The sequence below is a fragment of the Klebsiella pneumoniae subsp. pneumoniae HS11286 genome (assembly GCF_000240185.1).
Classification (GTDB): Bacteria; Pseudomonadota; Gammaproteobacteria; order Enterobacterales; family Enterobacteriaceae; genus Klebsiella; species Klebsiella pneumoniae.
Map to the genome: position 1 here is coordinate 2,121,058 of NC_016845.1, position 22,133 is coordinate 2,143,190.

Here is a 22,133-nt window from a genome sequence, read left to right on the forward strand (position 1 = left end):
GACGATTACAGTGCTTTCCATACCCGGCGGGGCGCGTTCGCGAGCCTGGCCTGTTTATACTCTAACCAAGGAAATGCACCATGAGCAAAAAACTTGCGGATAAAGTGGCGTTAGTCACCGGCGGCAGCGCCGGGATTGGCCTGGCGTCGGCGAAAGCACTGGCGGAGCAGGGCGCGAAGGTGTACATCACCGGCCGCCGTCAGGAGGAGCTGGATGCGGCGGTAAGATTCATCGGGCCCGCCGCCCGCGGGATCCGCGCCGACGCCGCCGTATTAAGCGACCTTGACGCGGTATTTGCGACCATTGCCGAAGAGTCCGGCCGGCTGGATGTGCTGTTCGCCAATGCCGGCGGCGGAGACATGCTGCCGCTGAGCGCCATCACCGAAGCGCACGTCGACCGGATTTTCGCCACCAACGTGCGCGGGGTGGTGTTCACCGTGCAAAAAGCGCTGCCGCTGCTCGCCGATGGCGCCTCGGTGATTTTGACCGGCTCTACGGCGGCGGTAAAAGGGACGGCTAACTTCAGCATCTATAGCGCCAGTAAGGCCGCGGTACGCAGCCTGGCGCGCTCCTGGGCGCTGGAGGTTAGCGACCGCGGGATCCGCATCAATGTGGTCAGCCCGGGGCCGGTACGTACCCCGGGTCTGGGAGGGCTGGTGGCGGAGGCGGACCGCCAGGGCTTGTTCGATGCTCTGGCGGCCGGCGTACCGCTCGGGCGGCTGGGCGAGCCGGAGGAGATTGGCCGGACGGTGGTATTTTTAGCGTCGGATGAGTCGAGCTTTATTAACGCCGCGGAGATCTATGTCGACGGCGGGCTGGCGCAAATCTAAGCGCCTGCCGTCGCCGCACCGATCTGACCGGGCAGAGGCGCTTTCAGCAGGGCGATCAGCAGCGTACTGCCCACCATGATCCCCGCCGCCAGCCACACCATTCCCGACAGGCCAGCTGAGGCGATCAACTGGCCGCCGACAAACGCCCCGGTGCCGATGGCGGCATTAAAAATGGCCACATAAATGGCTGACGCCGGCTGGGCGACCGCGCCCGCGCTGCGCAGCAGCCAGGTCTGTAAGCCTACGAACACAATCGCGATGCCGGCGCCCCACAGGGCTAACAGTAGCCCGCTAAAACAGAACGGCAGTGGCGCAAGACGGGCGGCGCCAAGGAGCGCCAGCGCGCCCCCGCTCAGCAGCAGCGCAGCGAAAATCAGCCCCTTCAGATGACGATCGATAAGCTTACCCGCGATAACGTTACCCAGCAGCCCGGAAACCCCTGACAGCAGCAGCAGGCCGGAGAGGGCGGTCGCCGGGACTCCCTGCAGATTTATCAGCAGCGATTCAATGTAGGTGAAGGCGGCAAAGTGAGCGGTAATGATGCAGGCCGTGGCGCCATACAGGCCACCGAGCAGCGGATTGCGGAAGATATCGCGATAAACACGCAGCCTGACGGGGGCTGGGGCGGCCAGCGGGGGCAGCGTCGAGCACAGCACCGCAGCGGCGGCTAGTGACAGCAAGGCCATCGACATAAACGCGAGTCGCCAGCCCGCCAGGGTGGCGATAAAGCTCGCCAGCGGCACCCCCACTACGCTTGCCGCTGACACGCCGCCAAAAATGATCGCCGTGGCCAGCCCCAGCCGGTGCGGCGGCACCAGCTGCGCGGCGACAATGCCAATTAAGGCCCAGAAGGCGCCATGCGCCAGGGCGCCAATCATGCGGGCGCTCATCAGGGCGAACATCGAATAAGACCGGGTTGCGGCGAGGCAGGAAAACGCGAGGATCAGCATCAGCCCGACCAGCAGCGCCTTGCGGGAAATACGCGCCGGCATTGCGCCGGAAAGCAGAGCCGCCAGGGCGCCTACCCAGCCATAGGCGGTGACGGCGAGGCCCACGCCGGATTCCGTCTGGTGAAAATCCGCCGCCAGGGCGCTGAGCATGCCCACCGGCGCCAGTTCGCTGGTGACGATCGAAAAGGCGCAGATCCCGAGCGCAACGACGGCAATCCAGACGCGCGCCGGCGCCGGGTGGAGGGGTAAAGCAATCTCTTTCATATCAGGCGTATCCTTAGGAAAGGAGCGTTCCGCGCGGTGCACGGACGTTCAGGTGAGGAGAGAGCAGGCGATCGGATGGCCTGGTTGTCTCCGCGAGTGGCGTGCAGTATCATCCCTGCAAAATTGATAAAAAAGAGCAGAAAACGGAGAGCCGTTTTCCATAAATGGAAAAGAGATGACAGCAGAATTTCATTGGGATGATGCGCGCATCTTCCTCGCCATCGCCCGGGCGGGAACGCTGAGCGGCGCCGCCGACAAGATGAACATGGGAATTGCCACCGTGTCCCGCCGGCTGGATCGGCTGGAGCAGGCGTTGAACGTTCCGCTCTTCAGCCGCCATCAGAGCGGCTACCGCCTGACCGACGATGGCGAAGCCCTGCTCGCGCGGGCGGAGGCGCTGGAATACGCTGGCCTGGCGTTCGGCGAAGCGGCGCAACTGCAGGGGCATGTCGCCGGGGTTGTCCGTCTGGCCACCTCGGATAACCTGGCCACGCATTTTATTCTGCCCTCCCTGAAAGGGCTCCTGGACCATTATCCCGAGCTGCGGGTGGAGGTGCTGAGCGGTGTGCAGCCGGTGAACCTGCACCGTCGGGATGCCGATCTGGCGATCCGCATGGTCAAGCCTGAGGCCGGGCATCTGACGTTAAAGCGGCTGGGGACGGTGGGGTTTGGCGTCTATGGCGCCGCCGACTGTCTGGTCGGCGCGGACGGCCTGTCGCTGAGCGAGGCGGACTTTGTGGGTTGGCCGGAAACTCACCAGCACCTGCCGGCCGCCCAATGGATCACGCGCACCCTGCGCGGCCGGCCGTGTAAAGTCGAAGCCAATACGCTCGTGGCCCAGGTTTCCGCAATATCCGCGGGCCTCGGATTGGGCGTCCTGCCGCACTTTATGGCGCGGGCCAGCGGCCTGCAGTGCCTGCAGCCGGAGATCGGCGCGGATCAGACCCTCTGGCTGGTGATGCATTCTGACCTGGCCGGATCCAGACGCGTGCGGGTTCTCGCCGACCATCTCATCGCTCTCTTTGCGGACCATCAAGATCGGCTGGCGATGCCCTGAAGGGGCGCGGCTTGGGCGTGTATCGATAAGACTGCCCGAGGCTGACGAGCCACGATTTTTTCCGCGCCAGCTAACAGTGATACTCGCCGCGCAATATTCGGCCCAATGCTGCCCCGCAGTCGGAAATACTGCAGAGTGAGAGGATATCCCCGTCCGGCAAAATAATTTTGTGTTGTTGCCAGCGCGGCATTGTTGCGCTCCCCCAGAAATGCCTGTCGATGTTAGGGTGAGACGTTTATCACCACAGGAGAATGCAAATGATTGTCAGGACCTGGCACGGCTGTGTGCCATTGCAACATGCTGAGGGGTTTGCCCGCCACCTCGAGCGGACCGGCGTGGAACACGCTCAGAGCATCGCCGGCAACCGGGGGGCGCTGGTGCGTCAGGAAAACCAGGGCGAATGGGCGCATTTCTTTCTTGCCACTTACTGGCAGGATCTCGCGGCGGTCAAAGCCTTCGCTGGCGAAGACTATCACGTCGCGGTCACCTATCCGGACGACGACGCATTCGAACTCCTCTCCGACCCCTATGTGTTTCAGCATGAAGTCGAGGCCGTGTCGCCGCTGTAGGCTGATGACCGGGCAGGTGGAAGATTGGCCAGCAGCAGGCGGTTGCTGGCTGCGCGAGAGCGACGTCTACCTTGTATGGACAGCCAGCCGCCGCTGGGTGAACGTGGCATGACGGGAACACTCAGCGCGTGAGGGCCGCGACAATGGAGGCTTCCATTTTCTCCGGCGTCGTGAACGGCGCAAAACGCGTGAGGGGTGTGCCGTCGCGACCGATGAGGAACTTGGTGAAATTCCACTTGATCCGTCCGCCGAGCACGCCGGGCAACGCTTGTTTCAGATAACGAAACAGCGGGTGTGCGGCGGGGCCGTTGACGTCCACTTTCTCAAACATCGGGAAGCTCACGCCGTAGTTAACGTGACAAGTCTGCTCGATTTCATCCGCACCGCCGGGTTCCTGCTTACCAAACTGGTTGCACGGGAAACCAAGCACTACCAGCCCCTGAGCCGCGTACTTTTTGTAGAGCGCTTCCAGGCCAGCGTATTGCGGTGTGAAGCCACAATGGCTGGCCGTATTCACCACCAGAACCACCTTGCCAGCATAGTCAGCCATGGAGAGGGGCTGGCCGCGCAGGCGGGTAGCCGTCAATTGATAAAAAGGGGTCATAGCAGGCTCCTGAGAGTAGAAACAGTTCAACGCTGACGATCGCGCGAATGTTTGAAGCAGATTAGGCAGTTATGATACACAGGGTTAGGGATTTGTACCTGGAGTGTTAAAAAAACGCCAGATGTCATAGAGAAAATCGCGAACAGGAACGGCTGAAAATGATGAAATATGTCTTATCGCTGGTGGTGGTGGCGATACTCGCAGGATGTACCAGCACGCCAAACTTGCCGCCTCGGGATACCATTGTGGCGATGAAACCCACAGAGTCCGGTATTGTCGCCAGCTCAGCGAAATACAGTTACCGCTTTGTCCGTGACGGTGTGCCTCAGGAATATCAGCGTTATAAGACCTTTTATGAACGCTTTCACCAACAGGCTTCCGGCGTGCGGGTTAACTTTGTCGTGGAACAACATGAGGTGACGGCGGAATATCTGGTGGTGATGGATCAGCGCAAACTGGATGCCGGGCAGCATAGCGAGCTGGTGAATCAGTATCATGCGGTGCAAATTGATAACGATCGCCTCGGGGTGTTGTTTAAAGCGACAGGATTTTGGACTGCATCGGACGCGTCAGATCTGGCCGCCGCCTACCAGTTAGCGCACCCCGTTGTGGTATCAATCAATGATAAGACCAAAACGATTAGCTCGCTTGGCGCCGTTGCCCTGGCCCCGTTGTTTCCGTTTTACATGATGTATGGATGTGCCACCGGGCCTTGTGTCTGAGGAAAACAGCCAGCAAGTCACTCGACTCACTGGCTGAGTATTTAATTAAGCTTCACTTTTAGATGACTGCTTATGAAACAGTTCGCGGAATACCGGGTAGATATCCTCCTGGTCGCGAATATGCTGCATGGCGAAATTATCAAAGGTCGCCTGCAGGTGTTCATACTCGCGCCACAGGGTCTGATGCGCCCGGCGGGTAATTTCGATATAGCTGTAATAACGCACCACCGGCAGAATTTTCTTCGCCAGCAGTTCGTGGCACAGCGGGGAGTCATCGGCCCAGTTGTCGCCATCCGACGCCTGGGCGGCGTAGATGTTCCACTGCGCCGGGTCATAGCGGGCCTGCACTACTTCATCCATCAGCTTCAGGGCGCTGGAGACAATGGTGCCGCCGGTTTCCTGAGAATAGAAGAATTCGTGCTCATCCACCTCTTTTGCCTGGGTATGGTGGCGGATATAGACCACGTCGACATTTTTATAAGTCCGGCTGAGGAACAGATACAGCAGGATATAAAAGCGCTTGGCCATGTCTTTGGTGGCCTGGTCCATCGAGCCTGAGACGTCCATCAGACAGAACATCACCGCCTGGCTGGAAGGCTCCGGCCGTTTTTCGTAATTTTTGTAGCGTAAATCAAAGGTGTCGATAAACGGCACCCGCTCTATTTTAGCCCGCAGTTCGGCAATCTCTTTGCGCAGGCGCTCCTCCTCCAGCAGTTGCACCGGTTCGCTGCGGCTGATGGCTTCCAGATCCTCCTCCAGGGCGCGCAGTTCACGACGCTTGCCGGCGGTCATCGCCGTACGGCGGGCCAGCGAGTTCTGCAGTGAACGTACCACGCTGATGTTGGCTGGCACCCCATTGGAGGTAAAACCCGCGCGATGGGTTTTAAACTCATTCAGCTGCCGGTGCTGGTTTTTCTTCAGGTTCGGCAGGGCCAGATCTTCAAATAACAGATCCAGGTATTCATCTTTCGAGATCTGGAAGACAAACTCATCCTTTCCTTCACCATCGGCGCTGGCTTGCCCCTGACCGCTACCGCCGCCGCCACCACCGCCTTGCGGGCGCTCAATGCGGTCGTTTTGCACAAAATGGTCGTTGCCCGGGTGGACGCGGTTGCGCAGGCCGCCGCGACCCTGATGAAACATCGGCTCGTTGATATCGTCCGTCGGGATCGAGACGGATTCTCCGCTCTCAATATCGGTCACCGAGCGCTTGTTGATGGCCTCGGAGATCGACTGTTTAATCTGCGCCTTATAACGGCGCAAAAAGCGCTGGCGGTTGACGGCGCTTTTGTTTTTCCCGTTCAGGCGTCGGTCTATGAACCAGGTCATATGCCCTCCTGTACTGCATTAGCCAACTTTACTTATCATCATTCAGCTGCAGTTGACCCGGCGGCGTGCCGCCGGGTTGGACGCATCAGGACGATTTACGAACCCGCAGGTACCACTCGCACAGCAGGCGAACCTGTTTGCGGGTGTAGCCTTTCTCCATCATGCGGTCGACAAAGTCGTCATGTTTTTTCTGCTCATCGGTTGAGGTTTTGGCATTAAACGAAATGACCGGCAACAGCTCTTCGGTATTGGAGAACATTTTCTTCTCAATAACCGTGCGCAGTTTCTCATAGCTGGTCCAGTTCGGATTACGTCCGCTGTTGTTGGCTCTGGCACGCAGCACAAAGTTGACGATTTCGTTACGGAAGTCTTTCGGGTTGCTAATCCCGGCTGGCTTCTCAATTTTCTCCAGCTCGGCATTCAACGATTCACGGTCAAACAGCTGCCCGGTGTCCGGATCGCGGTATTCCTGATCCTGGATCCAGAAGTCAGCGTAGGTGACATAGCGATCGAAAATGTTCTGTCCATACTCGGAGTAGGATTCCAGATAAGCGGTCTGGATCTCTTTGCCGATAAACTCGGCGTATTTCGGGATCAGATAGCCTTTGAGGAATTCCAGATAGCGCTCGGCCTGCTCCTGTGGGAACTGTTCGCGCTCAATCTGCTGCTCCAGCACATAGAACAGATGCACCGGGTTAGCGGCCACCTCGACGTGGTCGAAGTTAAATACCCGAGACAGGATCTTAAAGGCAAAGCGGGTGGAGAGCCCGTTCATCCCTTCATCAACCCCGGCGTAATCGCGATACTCCTGATAGGACTTCGCTTTCGGGTCGGTATCTTTCAGACTTTCGCCGTCATAGACCCGCATCTTCGAGTAGATGCTCGAGTTCTCCGGCTCTTTCAGGCGCGACAGAATCGAAAAGCGCGCCAGGGTTTCCAGGGTGCCCGGGGCGCAGGGCGCATGGGTCAGCTCACTGTTGTTGAGCAGTTTTTCATAGATGCGGATCTCTTCGGAGATACGCAGGCAATAAGGCACCTTGACGATATAGACGCGGTCGAGGAAGGCCTCATTGTTCTTGTTATTACGGAAGGTCACCCATTCCGATTCGTTGGAGTGAGCAAGGATGATCCCGTTAAACGGCAGGGCGGAGATCCCTTCGGTGCCGTTATAGTTACCTTCCTGGGTGGCGGTCAGCAGCGGATGCAGCACCTTAATCGGCGCTTTAAACATCTCGACGAACTCCATAATCCCCTGGTTGGCGCGGCACAGCGCACCGGAGTAGCCGTAGGCGTCCGGGTCGTTCTGCGCATAGTGTTCCAGCTTACGGATATCCACCTTACCGACCAGCGCTGAAATATCCTGGTTGTTTTCATCACCCGGTTCGGTTTTGGCGATGGCAACCTGCTCGAGAATCGATGGCCAGACTTTAACCACGCGGAATTTCGTGATATCGCCGCCAAACTCGTGCAGGCGCTTGGCCGCCCACGGCGACATAATGGTGCCGAGATAGCGGGTCGGGATGCCGTACTCTTTCTGGAGGATCTGCGCATCTTCCTGTGGATTGAACAGGCACAGCGGGTGATCGTTGACCGGACTGCGTTCGCCGTTGGCGCTCAGCACATAGATGGGCACGCGCTGCATCAGCGCTTTCAGCCGTTCAGCCAGCGACGATTTACCACCGCCCACCGGCCCCAGCAGATAGAGGATCTGTTTCTTCTCTTCCAGCCCCTGGGCGGCATGCTTGAGGTAGGAAACGATCTGCTCAATGGCGTCTTCCATACCGTAAAACTCTTCAAATGCCGGATAGCGTGCGATAACCCGGTTTGAAAAGAGACGGGATAGCCGCGGCTCGAGAGCCGTATCAACCATGACGGGTTCACCAATGGCCATCAACAGACGTTCTGCCGCATTGGCATAGGCACTGCGATCTTGCCGGCAGATGGTAAGAAACTCCTGCAGTGTGAACTCTTCGTCCTTGGCAGCTTCGTAGCGCTGGCGATAGTGATCGAATATATTCATGGCATGCCGTCCTTTCGTTTTTTAGCACAGGTTGAGAGCCGTTCATATGAATAGTGGGGGCCCCCGGAAGACATAAGCTGAACATCGCTCTCCTGGTATCCAGCAACCCTTATGCCAGGTTGCGGGTGGGGTAGCGTGAATGTGCCCGGCAATTACACCTTCTAAATTTAAGCGTAGATGCATTTAGAAATCTTGCATGGCGCAGAAAATCAATTTCAATGACATATCAATAACTCATCCTGAACATGACGCTTTTTGATTCGTTGGGACGTAAAGTTGTCATCGGGCTGTCACCGGATGGTAAGAGAAGGGTGGCAAAGTGAACGATTTGTGTCATATCGGGTAAAGAATTTGAGGCATGAGACCTACGACGGTACACTGCACGGGCTGATTATTTGACAACGGGAATATGGATTGTGACTAAAATCAAACTTCTGGCACTCGGCGTGCTGATAGCGACGTCCGCCAGCGCGGCGCATGCCGACGGGAAGTTCACTCTTGGGGCTGGCGTAGGGGTCGTTGAGCATCCGTATAAGCAATATGATGCGGATGTCTATCCGGTGCCGGTCATTAGTTATGAGAGCGAAAACTTCTGGTTCCACGGTCTGGGCGGGGGTTACTACCTGTGGAATGACACCAACGATAAACTGTCGATTACGGCCTACTGGTCGCCAATGTACTTCAAGCCGGGCGACAGCGACAGCGAGCAGATGCGTCGACTGGATAAACGTAAATCGACCGTGATGGCCGGTCTTTCTTATGTCCACAACACGCCCTATGGCTTCCTGCGCACGACGATTGCCGGCGATACGCTGGATAACAGCAACGGTATTAACTGGGATCTCGCCTGGCTGTACCGTTACACCAACGGTAACCTGACGCTGACGCCGGGTATTGGCGTGGAGTGGAACAGCGACAATCAGAACGAATATTACTATGGTGTCTCCCGGCACGAGTCGCGCCGCAGCGGCATGCGCAGCTATGACCCGGACAGTAGCTGGAACCCGTATCTGGAACTGTCGGCTAACTATCGCTTCCTCGGTGACTGGAGCGTTTACGGCGTGGCGCGCTACACGCGTCTGTCGGATGAAATTACCGACAGTCCGATGGTGGATAAATCCTGGAGCGGTCTGATCTCCACCGGGATCACCTACACCTTCTGATTGTGCATTCTTACAGTGCGCTTCATGCATCAAAACAGGGCCTTGCGCCCTGTTTTGCTTTATGGTGGTGCATACGGTTAAGGAGGAGAACATGGTGAAAAAACAGTACGCTTCGGCGAGCAGGCGGCAGTGCCGGCCATCGGGCTGGGCACCTGGTATATGGGCGAACATGCGGCGCAGCGTCAGCAGGAAGTGGCTGCACTGCGTGCGGGCATCGACCATGGACTGACGGTGATCGATACGGCGGAAATGTACGCCGACGGCGGGGCGGAGGAAGTGGTGGGCCAGGCGATCCGCGGTCTGCGCGACCGGGTAGTGCTGGTCTCCAAAGTCTATCCCTGGCATGCCGGCAAAGCGGCGATGCACCGCGCCTGTGAAAACAGCCTGCGCCGGCTGCAGACCGACTATCTCGATATGTATCTCCTGCACTGGCGCGGGGATATCCCGCTGCAGGAGACGGTTGAGGCGATGGAGAAGCTGGTGGCTGAGGGCAAGATCCGCCGCTGGGGCGTCTCTAATCTGGACACCGAGGATATGCAGGCGCTGTGGCGGACGGCGGATGGCGAGCACTGTGCAACCAACCAGGTGCTCTACCATCTCGCATCGCGGGGCATTGAATACGATCTCCTGCCCTGGTGCCAGCAGCACAGTCTGCCGGTGATGGCCTACTGCCCGCTGGCGCAGGCGGGGCGCTTACGCGATGGACTTTTTCAGCATAGCGATATCATTAATATGGCTAACGCGCGGGGGATTACGGTAGCGCAACTGCTGCTCGCCTGGGTGATTCGTCATCCGGGAGTGCTGGCGATCCCGAAAGCGGCCAGTATTGAGCATGTGGTGCAGAATGCCGCAGCGCTCGACGTCGTCCTCAGTGGGGAAGAACTCGCGCAGCTGGACCGCCTCTATCCGCCGCCGCAGCGAAAAACCCGGCTGGATATGGTTTAACCCATCGTTCACGGCAAAGAAAAACAAAAGCCCCGTTACCAACGGGGCTTTTGCTATTAGCGTTTTTTCACGCTGATGGTTTGCGCCAGGCGAGAGGGCGTCTCTTCGCTGGCTTTCTGCGGCTGGGTTACGCAGCAGGTTTCGACGCAAACGAAGGTTTTGTAGCCATCGTCCGGCATATCGCCCATGCTGACGGACAGCGCCGGGCCCGGGTTCCAGGCCACCACATTGTGCTGATGATGATGCACCACGTCGATAGTGCGGTTTAGCGCGTCGTCATGGATCACGCTGCAGCTGTCGGCGTTGAGATAGACGCGATCGGTGCGGTCAGGGAAGGTCTGCACGCCGTTGCTCAGAACGCCTTCTTCGGCATTGTTCACTTTATCGATATAGCGCTCGCCAAGACCGCTCACCTTCACCGCCGCGATATCGCCGACGTTGAAATAGCTGTGCAGGGCAGAGGTGGTCTCGAATTCACCGTGGGCTTCCAGCTCGATTTCACAGGTCTTGCCCAGCTTAAAGCGGGCATAGAGGGTGAACTCGTGCGGCCAGAGCTTCATGGTTTCAGCGCTGTGCTGGAGCGCAAAGGTCAACATTACGCCGCTGTCGTCTTCGTCATGACCTTCCAGGGTCCATGGCAGATTGCGGGCAAAGCCGTGCGACGGCAGACCTTGCTGCGCAGAAGGACCAAACCAGGGCCAGCAAATCGGCACGCCGCCGCGCAGGGCGACGCCCTGTTTAAACGGGGTGTTGTTGCTCAGCCACAGAACTTCTTCTTCACCGGCGGGTTTCCAGGAGAGCAGGTGCGCCCCCTGCAGCGCCACAGAGGCTTTCACCTGCGGATGGTCGATGACAATCAGCTCCAGGTCATCCAGCTGGCGACGGGAGATCACGGGAGAAATGGTTTCATTCACCGGGAGAGCAAAAATTTTATTTATCATTGTGCAATCCTATCTCTGCAGACAAAAAAAAGAGCGACCGAAGTCGCTCTTACAGATTACTTTTTCATCTCAACTTATTTGGAGATGTGGGCAATCAGATCCAGAACTTTGTTGGAGTAGCCGGTTTCGTTGTCGTACCAGGAAACCAGTTTCACGAAGTTGTCGTTCAGTGCGATACCCGCTTTAGCATCGAACACGGAAGTGCAAACTTCGCCGTTGAAGTCGGTAGAAACAACGTCGTCTTCGGTGTAACCCAGAACGCCTTTCATAGCGCCTTCAGAAGCGGCTTTGATGGCTTTCTTGATTTCTTCGTAGGACGCTGCTTTTTCCAGACGAACGGTCAGGTCAACAACAGATACGTTCGGAGTTGGAACGCGGAACGCCATACCGGTCAGTTTGCCGTTCAGTTCTGGCAGTACTTTACCTACTGCTTTAGCAGCGCCGGTAGAGGACGGGATGATGTTCTGAGCTGCGCCGCGGCCGCCGCGCCAGTCTTTGTGAGACGGGCCATCAACGGTTTTCTGAGTAGCGGTGGTAGCGTGGACGGTGGTCATCAGGCCTTCAACGATACCGAAGTTGTCGTTGATAACTTTAGCCAGCGGCGCCAGGCAGTTAGTGGTGCAGGAAGCGTTGGAAACGATGTCCTGGCCAGCGTAAGCGTCGAAGTTAGCGCCGCGAACGAACATCGGAGTGTTGTCTTTGGACGGGCCAGTCAGAACGACTTTTTTCGCGCCAGCGGTGATGTGTTTACGAGCGGTTTCGTCGGTCAGGAAGATACCGGTTGCTTCAGCAACAACGTCAACACCAACTTCGTCCCACTTCAGGTTAGCCGGGTCACGTTCAGCGGTAACACGGATTTTTTTACCGTTAACGACCAGATGACCGTCTTTCACTTCAACGGTACCGTCGAAACGACCGTGAGTGGAGTCATACTTCAGCATGTAAGCCATGTACTCTGCGTCTAACAGGTCGTTGATTGCAACGATCTCGATGTCAGAACGTTTCTGAGCAGCACGGAAAACAATGCGACCGATACGGCCAAAACCGTTGATACCTACTTTGATAGTCATATATTCCACCAGCTATTTGTTAGTGAATAAAAGGTTGCCTGTAAAATTACAAAAACCTTACGCAGCGTCAAGCGGAATCGTGTCAATCATTGCGACAAATCAATCCTGAGCAGACCTTTGCGCGATTGATTTGCCTCACTTTCCCTTTGAGCCCAATTCCATATGGGGGCTGCGCGCGGAATTTTAAAGGGCATTTAAGATAAAAACGTGATTTAAGTCACAATTATCTGGCTGCCTGTGGGCACCGGATAAGTTTAGAACAAAAGTGTACGCTTCATTGTTAATGTTTTGTTAGAATTGGAGCGAAAGTAGTCCATTGCAAAGCGAGATGTAAGCCCATGGCGAATAAACCCACCCCGGAAGAGCTGAAAAATGGCTTGAGCGAAATGCAGTTTTACGTGACGCAGCATCATGGCACCGAACCGCCTTTCACCGGACGGCTGTTGCACAACAAGAAAAATGGCGTGTACCACTGCCTGGTGTGCGATGCGCCGCTGTTTAACTCCCAGACTAAATACGACTCCGGCTGCGGCTGGCCGAGCTTCTACGAGCCGGTAAGCGCGGAGGCCATTCGCTATCTGACCGACAATTCGCACGGCATGCAGCGCATTGAGATCCGTTGCGGAAACTGTGATGCCCATCTCGGCCACGTGTTTCCGGATGGTCCGCAGCCGACCGGCGAGCGCTATTGTGTCAACTCGGCATCGCTGAGCTTCACCGATGAGCAAAATGGCGAGCAAATCAAGGGTTGAAGAAACGATTCAGCAAATTATTCCAGGCGGAGGTGAGCGGAAGATGGATATTGAGCAAATTATCGACAGTATGACGCCGGAAGTGTATCAGCGTCTGGCGACGGCGGTAGAGCTGGGAAAATGGCCGGATGGCGTCGCGCTGACGCCGGAGCAGAAGGAAAATAGCCTGCAGCTGGTGATGCTCTGGCAGGCCCGGTATAACACCGACGCCCAGCACATGACCATCGACACCAGCGGGCAGATGGTAATGAAGAGCAAACAGCAGCTGAAAGAGGATTTTGGCATCGTGCCGAAGCCGATCGCCACCGTTAAACTGCAATAAACCGCCGGCCGGCGGTGAGACGTTCCGGCGTCGGGTAACCGCGCGCCGGATGGCGTCATGTCGAATGACCGCGTCCGGCGGTCAGCCGCTTCGCTTACTTTTTGTTCATCATCGCTTTCAGATCGGCAAACGGGTTGTAGGTGGCCTCGCCGACGCTCTTTTGCGCATCTTCCCCTGCCACCACCGTGGAGCCATACTGATCGGCTTCGGTGTACTTGGAATGTTCGTGATCGTGACAGTACAGGCACAACATCTCCCAGTTGCTGCCATCTTCCGGGTTATTGGAGTGGTCGTGATCGATGTGGTGCACCGTCAGCTCGCGCAGATTGGAGTAGACAAACTCCCGTGAGCAGCGTCCGCACACCCAGGGAAAAAGCTTGAGCGCCTTTTCGCGGTAACCCACTTCCAGACGTGCGTAATTTTTGGGGATATAGGCCATGGCCCCCTGCCTCCTGTCAAACGGTTAAGCTGCGCCAACCCCTGGCGCAGCGGATAACAGGCATCATAACCTATCCCGGGCGGCGCGATATACCTGCATTGCAGGCGATGCTGCCTGCGTCACGCCTCTCGGTGCCGACGATGCGGCGGAACAGCCATGATTAGTGTTTGATCCCCAGCGATTCCGCCAGCTGACGGGCCAGCTGATTCTGGTCATCGGCGCCATATTCCCAGAACATGGCCCCGGCGAGGCCCTTCGCCTTGATATAGTCCGCCTTAATGGCTACCGAGCGCGGGTTCTCATAGGAGAGGGCGAACAGCGGCTTGCCCTCCGCGGACTGCACCGACAGCCACGGAACCTTCGCCTCATCGTCCCAGTGCTCGGTAAAACGCTTTTGCGGATCGTTGAGCAGTTTGCCCACGATATCATTGTATTTCACGTAGGTGTCTTTGCTCAGGTCATAGCCCAGCGAGGCAAACAGCGCGATCTGTTGCGGCCCAAAATAGGGCTGGGTGACCGGATTGTTTTGCGCATCCGCTTTCGTCCAGTCAATCCCCGGCTCGACCGCCCGTTTCGGTACCCGGCCATAAAAACCAATCCCGAGGTTCATCTGGCTGGGTTTAAGCCCGGCGGCCAGGTAATTGTTGACCACAAAATCGGCGCTGTATTTATCCGCTGCGGCGACCGTCGGCCAGTGGCTGGAGTCATACAGATTCGAGTTGAAGTACTGCGTGCCGTAGGCCATGTCGTAGGTCATCAGGTTGATGTAGTTCAGCACCGGGGCCACCGCTTTGACGTCCACCCAGCTTTTCGGGCTCTCGGCATTGGCGCCTACGGCGATAGTCACCAGCTTTTGCTCACCGACTGCCTCACGCAGCGATTTCAGCAGGGCAGTGAAGTTGTCGCGGTCAGCCGGCTGGCTGGCCACCAGTCCCCAGGCGCCGTTGACCGGAAACTCCCAGTCGAGGTCAATGCCGTCCAGACCATATTGCTGGATGATTTTCTGCGCGGAACGAATAAAGACGGCGCGACTTTCTGCGGTCGCCGCCGCGCCGGAGAAACCACGCGCGCCCCAGCCGCCGACCGACAGCAGGACTTTGAGGTCCGGATTCTGTTTACGCAGGGCGGGGAGCTTTTGCAGATCCGCCTGCACCTTCGGCGACAGCCAGATCTCGTGCAGATGAGCAGGATCCTTCAGGGCCGCATTGGTCTCGTCTTTTTCATCGTTATAGATAAGGCCAAACGAGTAGTTGAGATGGGTGATCTGCCGGACGTCCAGCTTATCGATATCACCGCCCGGCCCGGCGGTGACATCGCCGCCGCCGTTAAAATAGCCGACGGACATCAGCGGTTGGGCAGAGAGCGCGGAAGCGCAAAGCAAGGGCAAAGCTGCCAGCAAGGGCAAACGTTTCATAGTGGTTCCTCTTTGACATAAAAATAACCACGCCACGGAAAGGGCGTGGCGAAAAAACAGCCTTGCCAGACTAGCAGCAATAACCTGTTGAAACTGCGAGAGAGTTCAATTTATGGACGATAGCGAGGCGGCAGAAGGCATCCTTTAGTGGTCAGTCATTGTCATTCCTTCATTTTCTCATAATGAAATTTGCTGTATTTGTGATCTGAGTTGTGAAATGCAGATCTATATCTGCGTTTTAAAGATTTAATGTTGACCTTGAAGATTGTGTGGTTAAGTATGACGACCATTGAAGCAAAACCACAAATCAACAAAGGAAGACGCAATGAAAGCACTGGCAAGATTTGGTAAGGCCTTTGGCGGCTATAAGATGATTGATGTACCGGAGCCGATTTGCGGCCCGGATGACATCGTGATTGAAATCAAAGCGGCGGCTATCTGCGGCGCTGACATGAAGCATTACAATGTTGATAGCGGATCGGATCAATTTAACTCCATCCGCGGCCATGAATTTGCCGGACAAATTGTCCGCATCGGCGACAAAGTCAAGGACTGGAAAGTCGGTCAGCGGGTGGTTTCTGACAACAGTGGGCACGTGTGCGGTGTATGTCCGGCCTGCGAACAAGGTGATTTTCTGTGTTGTACAGAAAAGTTAATTTAGGACTTGATAACAACACCTGGGGGGGCGGATTTTCGAAATATTGCCTGGTGCCAGGTGAGATTCTCAAAATTCACCGCCATGCACTGTGGGAGATCCCGCAGGGCGTTGATTATGAAGAAGCCGCGGTGCTGGATCCTATCTGTAACGCTTACAAATCTATTGCTCAACAATCCAAATTTCTACCTGGCCAGGACGTCGTGGTTTTTGGTACCGGTCCATTAGGGCTCTTTTCCGTGCAAATGGCGCGCATCATGGGGGCAGTGAACATTGTCATGGTCGGACTGGAAGAGGATGTCGCGGTACGCTTCCCTATTGCCAAAGAGCTGGGGGCGACAGCGGTCGTCAACGGTTCGACCGAAGATGTGGTCACGCGTTGCCAGGAAATCTGCGGTAAAGACAACCTGGGCCTGGTTATCGAATGCTCCGGCGCTAATATTGCCCTCAAACAATCTATCGAAATGCTGCGCCCCAACGGGGAAGTGGTTCGCGTGGGCATGGGTTTCAAACCTCTCGATTTCTCCATCAACGACATTACCGCGTGGAACAAAAGCATCATTGGTCATATGGCCTACGACTCCACCTCCTGGCGTAATGCTATCCGCTTGCTGGCCAGCGGTGCGATCAAAGTCAAACCGATGATCACTCACCGTATCGGCCTGTCGCAATGGCGCGAAGGGTTTGACGCTATGGTCGATAAAACCGCGATTAAGGTCATCATGACCTACGACTTTGATGAATAAGCCCATTTATTAAAGGAAGGTTCCCGGATGGAACATATAGCAAAACCGCATTGTGGCGCGAGGCTGGATCGACTGCCAGATTGTCGCTGGCATTCGTCAATGTTTGCCATAGTCGCCTTCGGATTACTGGTCTGCTGGAGTAATGCCGTAGGCGGATTAATTCTCGCGCAGTTAAAAGAACTTGGCTGGACCGATAATTCCACCACCGCTACGTTTTCCGCCATTACGACTGCGGGAATGTTTCTCGGCGCGCTCGGTGGTGGGATCATTGGCGATAAAATCGGGCGTAAAAACGCATTTATTCTGTATGAAGCGATTCATATTATTGCCATGGTCGTTGGGGCGTTTTCACCGAATATGACCTTCCTGATCGCCTGCCGTTTTGTCATGGGGGTTGGATTAGGGGCGCTCCTGGTGACCCTGTTTGCCGGGTTCACCGAATATATGCCTGGCAGAAATCGCGGCACCTGGTCAAGCCGGGTCTCGTTTATCGGCAACTGGTCTTATCCGCTCTGTTCGCTCATCGCCATGGGATTGACGCCGTTAATTAGCGCAGAATGGAACTGGCGAGTACAGTTATTGATCCCGGCCGTACTGTCGCTAATGGCGACTATTATTGCCTGGCGTCGTTTCCCGGAGTCGCCTCGTTGGCTTGAGTCCCGCGGGCGCTACGCCGAAGCTGAAAAGGTAATGCGTGCCATTGAAGAAGGGGTTGTTCTGCAGACCGGCAAGCCGCTACCGCCTGTGGTAATTGAAGATGACGGCAAAGCCCCGCGCGCAGTTCCTTATTCGGCCTTATTAACAGGTGTGTTGCTGAAACGCGTTATTTTAGGTTCCTTTGTCCTGATCGCCATGAACGTTGTCCAGTATACCTTAATTAACTGGCTGCCGACGATATTTATGACCCAGGGCATTAATCTTAAAGACTCGATTGTCTTAAACACGATGAGTATGTTTGGCGCGCCGTTTGGGATTTTTATCGCCATGCTGGTCATGGATAAAATACCCAGAAAAACTATGGGGGTGGGGCTGTTGGTATTAATTGCCGGGCTGGGATATATCTATTCTCTGCAAACCAGCATGCTATTAATTACGTTAATTGGCTTCTTTCTGATTACGTTTGTGTATATGTACGTTTGCTACGCCTCGGCAGTCTATGTTCCGGAAATATGGCCGACAGAAGCGAAGCTTCGCGGTTCCGGTCTGGCGAATGCGGTTGGGCGTATCAGCGGTATCGCCGCTCCTTATGCGGTCGCGGTATTGCTTAACGGTTATGGCGTGACGGGGGTATTTGTTCTGCTGGGAACCGTCTCCATTATTGTCGCCATTGCCATTGCGACCATCGGAATTGAAACCAAAGGCGTCTCTGTCGAAAGTCTCGGTATTGATGCAGTTACCAGCAAATAATATTGACGGGAAATAAAATGAAAAATTCAAAAGCGATATTAAAAACCCCGGGTACGATGAAAATTATTGCCGCCGATATCCCGGTACCCAAAGAGCATGAAGTGCTGATCAAAGTTGAATACGTTGGTATTTGCGGTTCAGATGTTCACGGGTTTGAATCGGGCCCTTTTATTCCGCCGAAAGACCCAAACCAGGAAATTGGTCTCGGGCATGAATGTGCCGGTACGGTGGTGGCGGTGGGAAGTCGCGTCAGTAAATTTAAACCGGGCGACCGGGTGAACATTGAACCCGGCGTGCCGTGCGGCCACTGCCGCTACTGTCTGGAGGGGAAATACAACATCTGCCCTGATGTCGACTTTATGGCCACGCAGCCTAACTATCGCGGCGCGCTAACCCACTATCTATGCCATCCGGAAAGCTTCACTTACAAGCTACCCGATAACATGGGCACCATGGAAGGCGCGCTGGTAGAGCCTGCGGCGGTAGGGATGCATGCCGCAATGCTGGCTGACGTGAAGCCTGGCAAGAAAATCGTCATCCTGGGGGCCGGCTGTATTGGCTTAATGACCCTGCAAGCCTGTAAGTGTTTAGGGGCAACCGACATCGCCGTTGTCGATGTTCTGGAAAAGCGTCTGGCCATGGCCGGGAAGCTTGGGGCGACGACCGTCATCAACGGTGCGAAAGAGGACACCGTCGCCCGCTGTCAGCAATTCTCCGGCGATATCGGGGCAGACATTGTTTTTGAAACGGCCGGCTCGGCGATCACCGTGAAGCAGGCTCCGTATCTGGTGATGCGCGGCGGGAAAATCATGATCGTTGGTACGGTTCCCGGAGATTCGGCGATTAATTTTCTCAAAATTAACCGTGAAGTCTCAATTCAGACCGTTTTCCGCTATGCCAACCGCTATCCGGTCACCATTGAAGCCATTTCCTCCGGGCGTTTCGATGTCAAGTCGATGGTGACGCATATTTATGATTATGAAGATGTTCAGCGCGCGTTTGACGAGTCCGTTAACAACAAACGCGAAATTATCAAAGGCGTTATTAAAGTTAACCATTAATTTATTGAAAAGGGAGAAGCAACCATGCTGGCCGATATTAAATATTGGGAAAGCGATGCCCAGAATAAACATTACGCGATTGCCCACTTTAATGTTTGGAATGCGGAAATGTTAATGGGGGTCATTGATGCGGCAGAAGAGTCTAAATCGCCGGTAATTATCTCTTTCGGTACCGGTTTTGTGGGTAATACCTCGTTTGAAGATTTTTCGCATATGATGGTATCGATGGCTAAAAAAGCCTCGGTGCCGGTTATTACCCATTGGGATCACGGGCGTAGCATGGAGATTATCCACAACGCCTGGGTCCATGGTATGAATTCGCTGATGCGCGATGCCTCCGCCTTTGATTTCGAAGAAAATATTCGCCTGACTAAAGAGGCGGTGGACTTCTTCCACCCTCTGGGCATTCCGGTTGAAGCGGAGTTAGGCCACGTGGGGAATGAAACGGTTTATGAAGAAGCGTTGGCGGGCTACCACTATACTGACCCGAGCCAGGCGGCGGAGTTCGTCGAACGTACCGGCTGCGACTCTTTGGCGGTGGCAATTGGTAACCAGCATGGGGTTTATACCTCAGAACCCAAACTGAATTTTGAGGTGGTTAAACGCGTACGCGAGGCGGTATCCGTTCCGCTGGTGCTGCACGGCGCGTCCGGTATTAGCGATGCGGATATCAAAAAAGCTATTTCATTAGGCATTTCGAAAATCAATATCCATACCGAACTGTGTCAGGCGGCAATGGCGGCGGTGCAGGAGAATCAGAATCAGCCTTTCCTGCACGTTGAGCGCGAGGTCCGCAAAGCGGTTAAAGTGCGCGCTATGGAGAAAATCAAACTGTTTGGCTCTGACGGTAAAGCGGAATGACAATATGGAGAATATCGAGGTTATTTGTATCGGGGCAGCTATTGTTGATATTCCCCTTCAACCGGTGAGTAAAAATATCTTTGATGTTGACTCTTACCCATTAGAACGCATTGCCATGACCACGGGAGGGGATGCGATTAATGAAGCGACAATTATTTCTCGTCTCGGTCATCGCACGGCGTTAATTAGCCGCGTGGGCGATGACGCGCCAGGACATTTTATTGTCGATCACTGTCGGCGGGAGAATATTGATATTCAGAGCCTGAAGCAGGATGCCGATATTGATACTTCCATTAATGTGGGTTTAGTCACCGCCGATGGTGAACGTACTTTTGTCACCAATCGCAACGGCAGCCTGTGGAAACTAAATATTAACGATGTTGATTTAGACCGCTTCTCGCAGGCAAAGGTGCTGTCGCTGGCGAGTATTTTTAATAGCCCGCTGCTCGATGGTAAAGCGTTAACGGAGATTTTTACGCAGGCGAAAGCGTATCGGTTAATTATTTGCGCCGATATGATTAAGCCCCGCCTTAACGAAACGCTGGAAGATATTCGCCATGCGCTGAGCTACGTGGATTATCTGTTTCCCAACTTTGAAGAGGCGAGACTTCTCACCGGGAAAGAGACGCTGGATGAAATTGCCGACAGCTTCCTCGACTGCGGCGTGAAAACGGTAGTGATCAAGACCGGCAAGAGAGGCTGCTTTATCAAGCGTGCCGATATGAAAATGGAGGTCCCTGCGGTGTCGGGAATTACCGCCATCGACACCATCGGCGCGGGGGATAATTTTGCCTCGGGATTTATCTCCGCGCTGCTTGAAGGCAAGCCGCTGCGCGAGTGCGCGTTGTTTGCTAACGCAACGGCCGCAATATCGGTACTGAGCGTGGGTGCCACAACGGGCGTGAAAAACAGAAAGCTGGTTGAACAACTTCTCGACGAATACGAAGGGTAATAGCGGCAGATGAAAATGATTCCTTTAGGCAGTACGGATATTAAACTTTCCCGCATGGGATTAGGGACATGGGCTATTGGCGGCGGTCCGGCATGGAACGGCGATCTCGATTTGCAGGTTTGCATCGATACCATTGTCGAGGCGCATCGCTGCGGCATTAATCTGATTGATACCGCGCCGGGATACAATTTTGGCAACAGTGAAGTGATTGTCGGGCAGGCGCTGAAAAAGCTGCCGCGTAACGATATCGTTGTCGAAACCAAATGTGGCATCGTCTGGGAGCGGACGGGCAGCCTGTTTAACAAAGTTGGCGATCGTCAGCTGTACAAAAATCTCACGCCTGAGTCGATTCGCGAAGAGGTGGAAGCCAGCCTGCAAAGGCTGGGTATCGACACCATTGATATCTATATGACCCACTGGCAGTCCGTAGAGCCCTGTTTTACGCCGATTGCGGAAACTGTAGATACGCTGAACGCACTGAAAAAAGAGGGGAAAATTCGTTCTATCGGTGCGGCGAACGTCGATGCCGGGCATATCAGGGAGTATCTCAAACACGGTGAGCTGGATATCATCCAGGCCAAGTACAGCATCCTTGACCGGGCGCTGGAAGGTGAACTGCTGCCGTTATGCCGGCAGAATGGCATCATTGTGCAGGTCTATTCACCGCTTGAGCAGGGGCTGTTGACCGGGACTATCGGCCGGGATTATGTTCCCGGCGGCGCGCGGGCTAACAAAGTCTGGTTCCAGCGGGAAAATATGCTGCGGGTAATGGATATGCTCGAGGAGTGGCGGCCGCTGTGTGCAAAATACCACTGCACGATCCCCGCGCTGGCGCTGGCGTGGATTTTAAAACAGAGCGACTTAATCACCTTGCTGAGTGGCGCAACGTCACCAGAGCAAGTTCGCGAGAATACTGATGCATTAACTATCGCCTTGACTGATGAGGATTCACTATTAATGCGTGAAATGGCAGTAGCGCTGGATACGAAGTAACGGGAGAACGGCCTGGCCTCTGTTTCTGTGTAATAGAGTATTAAAATCTGTGATTCAGACAGGTTCT

Annotated in this window: 24 protein-coding genes; 15 read left to right on the forward strand and 9 right to left on the reverse strand. The window is 55.3% G+C overall.

What is annotated here, in order from left to right; translation table 11 throughout:
* Positions 1-80 precede the first annotated feature (80 nt).
* The gene (locus tag KPHS_20680) at positions 81-830 is read left to right on the forward strand and encodes an oxidoreductase (RefSeq protein ID YP_005226368.1); all 750 of its coding nucleotides are present in this window, start codon (positions 81-83) and stop codon (positions 828-830) included.
* Here KPHS_20680 and KPHS_20690 read toward each other — a convergent pair.
* Positions 827-2,044 (reverse strand): sugar efflux transporter, encoded by a 1,218-nt coding sequence (locus KPHS_20690; protein ID YP_005226369.1) that lies wholly within the window; start codon positions 2,042-2,044, stop codon positions 827-829. The two genes, KPHS_20680 and KPHS_20690, sit on opposite strands and share 4 nt — an antisense overlap.
* Before the next feature lie 175 nt (positions 2,045-2,219).
* Between KPHS_20690 and KPHS_20700 the strand changes: the two genes are divergently transcribed.
* Positions 2,220-3,101, forward strand: coding sequence for a putative LysR-family transcriptional regulator (locus KPHS_20700; RefSeq protein YP_005226370.1), 882 nt, complete (start codon positions 2,220-2,222; stop codon positions 3,099-3,101).
* Between the two features lie 70 nt (positions 3,102-3,171).
* On the opposite strand, the gene KPHS_20710 is transcribed toward KPHS_20700, so the two are convergent.
* Positions 3,172-3,291: a hypothetical protein gene (locus KPHS_20710; protein YP_005226371.1), complete on the reverse strand. Its 120-nt coding sequence runs from the start codon at positions 3,289-3,291 to the stop codon at positions 3,172-3,174.
* Positions 3,292-3,358: 67 nt separating this feature from the next.
* Between KPHS_20710 and KPHS_20720 the strand changes: the two genes are divergently transcribed.
* Complete coding sequence (locus tag KPHS_20720) at positions 3,359-3,670, forward strand: hypothetical protein (RefSeq protein ID YP_005226372.1); 312 nt, start codon at positions 3,359-3,361, stop codon at positions 3,668-3,670.
* 121 nt (positions 3,671-3,791) lie between these two features.
* Here KPHS_20720 and KPHS_20730 read toward each other — a convergent pair whose 3' ends face one another.
* A complete protein-coding gene (locus tag KPHS_20730) occupies positions 3,792-4,274 on the reverse strand; it encodes a putative glutathione peroxidase (RefSeq protein ID YP_005226373.1) in 483 nt (160 codons plus the stop codon).
* Positions 4,275-4,432: 158 nt separating this feature from the next.
* Here KPHS_20730 and KPHS_20740 point away from each other — a divergent pair, with 158 nt between their 5' ends.
* On the forward strand, positions 4,433-4,996 hold the full coding sequence (locus KPHS_20740; protein ID YP_005226374.1) for a hypothetical protein: 564 nt from the start codon (positions 4,433-4,435) through the stop codon (positions 4,994-4,996).
* A gap of 45 nt (positions 4,997-5,041) precedes the next feature.
* Here KPHS_20740 and KPHS_20750 read toward each other — a convergent pair whose 3' ends face one another.
* Both KPHS_20750 and KPHS_20760 read right to left on the reverse strand, forming a co-directional pair.
* Positions 5,042-6,325 (reverse strand): YeaH/YhbH family protein, encoded by a 1,284-nt coding sequence (locus KPHS_20750; protein YP_005226375.1) that lies wholly within the window; start codon positions 6,323-6,325, stop codon positions 5,042-5,044.
* An 85-nt stretch (positions 6,326-6,410) separates the two neighbouring features.
* Entirely contained in the window at positions 6,411-8,345 is a 1,935-nt protein-coding gene (locus tag KPHS_20760) for a protein kinase YeaG (protein ID YP_005226376.1), read from the reverse strand.
* 416 nt (positions 8,346-8,761) lie between these two features.
* Between KPHS_20760 and KPHS_20770 the strand changes: the two genes are divergently transcribed.
* Together KPHS_20770 and KPHS_20780 are read left to right on the forward strand one after the other, a co-directional pair.
* The gene (locus KPHS_20770; RefSeq protein ID YP_005226377.1) at positions 8,762-9,508 is read left to right on the forward strand and encodes a scaffolding protein for murein-synthesising holoenzyme; all 747 of its coding nucleotides are present in this window, start codon (positions 8,762-8,764) and stop codon (positions 9,506-9,508) included.
* Between the two features lie 129 nt (positions 9,509-9,637).
* Complete coding sequence (locus KPHS_20780) at positions 9,638-10,453, forward strand: putative an aldehyde reductase (RefSeq protein YP_005226378.1); 816 nt, start codon at positions 9,638-9,640, stop codon at positions 10,451-10,453.
* Positions 10,454-10,509: 56 nt separating this feature from the next.
* Here the strand turns inward: KPHS_20780 and KPHS_20790 are convergent, their stop codons facing one another.
* Complete coding sequence (locus tag KPHS_20790) at positions 10,510-11,394, reverse strand: D-hexose-6-phosphate mutarotase (RefSeq protein ID YP_005226379.1); 885 nt, start codon at positions 11,392-11,394, stop codon at positions 10,510-10,512.
* A gap of 74 nt (positions 11,395-11,468) precedes the next feature.
* Complete coding sequence (locus tag KPHS_20800) at positions 11,469-12,464, reverse strand: glyceraldehyde-3-phosphate dehydrogenase (RefSeq protein YP_005226380.1); 996 nt, start codon at positions 12,462-12,464, stop codon at positions 11,469-11,471.
* A 338-nt stretch (positions 12,465-12,802) separates the two neighbouring features.
* Here KPHS_20800 and KPHS_20810 point away from each other — a divergent pair, with 338 nt between their 5' ends.
* Positions 12,803-13,216, forward strand: coding sequence for a methionine sulfoxide reductase B (locus tag KPHS_20810; RefSeq protein YP_005226381.1), 414 nt, complete (start codon positions 12,803-12,805; stop codon positions 13,214-13,216).
* A 43-nt stretch (positions 13,217-13,259) separates the two neighbouring features.
* Entirely contained in the window at positions 13,260-13,538 is a 279-nt protein-coding gene (locus KPHS_20820) for a YeaC family protein (RefSeq protein YP_005226382.1), read from the forward strand.
* A 94-nt stretch (positions 13,539-13,632) separates the two neighbouring features.
* On the opposite strand, the gene KPHS_20830 is transcribed toward KPHS_20820, so the two are convergent.
* Positions 13,633-13,977, reverse strand: a complete 345-nt coding sequence (locus KPHS_20830) for an HNH nuclease family protein (protein ID YP_005226383.1) — start codon at positions 13,975-13,977, stop codon at positions 13,633-13,635.
* A gap of 160 nt (positions 13,978-14,137) precedes the next feature.
* The gene (locus KPHS_20840) at positions 14,138-15,391 is read right to left on the reverse strand and encodes a putative chitinase II (RefSeq protein YP_005226384.1); all 1,254 of its coding nucleotides are present in this window, start codon (positions 15,389-15,391) and stop codon (positions 14,138-14,140) included.
* A gap of 325 nt (positions 15,392-15,716) precedes the next feature.
* Between KPHS_20840 and KPHS_20850 the strand changes: the two genes are divergently transcribed.
* The 7 genes from KPHS_20850 (at position 15,717) to KPHS_20910 (ending at position 22,066) form a co-directional block, all read left to right on the forward strand.
* Positions 15,717-16,052, forward strand: a complete 336-nt coding sequence (locus KPHS_20850) for a zinc-binding dehydrogenase family oxidoreductase (protein ID YP_005226385.1) — start codon at positions 15,717-15,719, stop codon at positions 16,050-16,052.
* Entirely contained in the window at positions 16,028-16,792 is a 765-nt protein-coding gene (locus tag KPHS_20860; protein YP_005226386.1) for a putative oxidoreductase, Zn-dependent and NAD(P)-binding protein, read from the forward strand. Before KPHS_20850 ends, KPHS_20860 begins: the two co-directional genes overlap by 25 nt.
* Positions 16,793-16,891: 99 nt before the next feature.
* Entirely contained in the window at positions 16,892-18,199 is a 1,308-nt protein-coding gene (locus KPHS_20870; RefSeq protein YP_005226387.1) for a metabolite transporter YdjK, read from the forward strand.
* A 17-nt stretch (positions 18,200-18,216) separates the two neighbouring features.
* Complete coding sequence (locus tag KPHS_20880; protein ID YP_005226388.1) at positions 18,217-19,260, forward strand: putative oxidoreductase, Zn-dependent and NAD(P)-binding protein; 1,044 nt, start codon at positions 18,217-18,219, stop codon at positions 19,258-19,260.
* A gap of 24 nt (positions 19,261-19,284) precedes the next feature.
* Positions 19,285-20,121, forward strand: a complete 837-nt coding sequence (locus KPHS_20890) for a putative aldolase (RefSeq protein YP_005226389.1) — start codon at positions 19,285-19,287, stop codon at positions 20,119-20,121.
* 4 nt (positions 20,122-20,125) lie between these two features.
* A complete protein-coding gene (locus KPHS_20900; RefSeq protein ID YP_005226390.1) occupies positions 20,126-21,073 on the forward strand; it encodes a putative sugar kinase in 948 nt (315 codons plus the stop codon).
* 9 nt (positions 21,074-21,082) lie between these two features.
* Positions 21,083-22,066 carry a putative oxidoreductase gene (locus KPHS_20910; RefSeq protein YP_005226391.1) on the forward strand — a complete coding sequence of 328 codons (984 nt, stop codon included), beginning with the start codon at positions 21,083-21,085 and terminating at the stop codon, positions 22,064-22,066.
* The last annotated feature ends 67 nt before the right edge of the window (positions 22,067-22,133 follow it).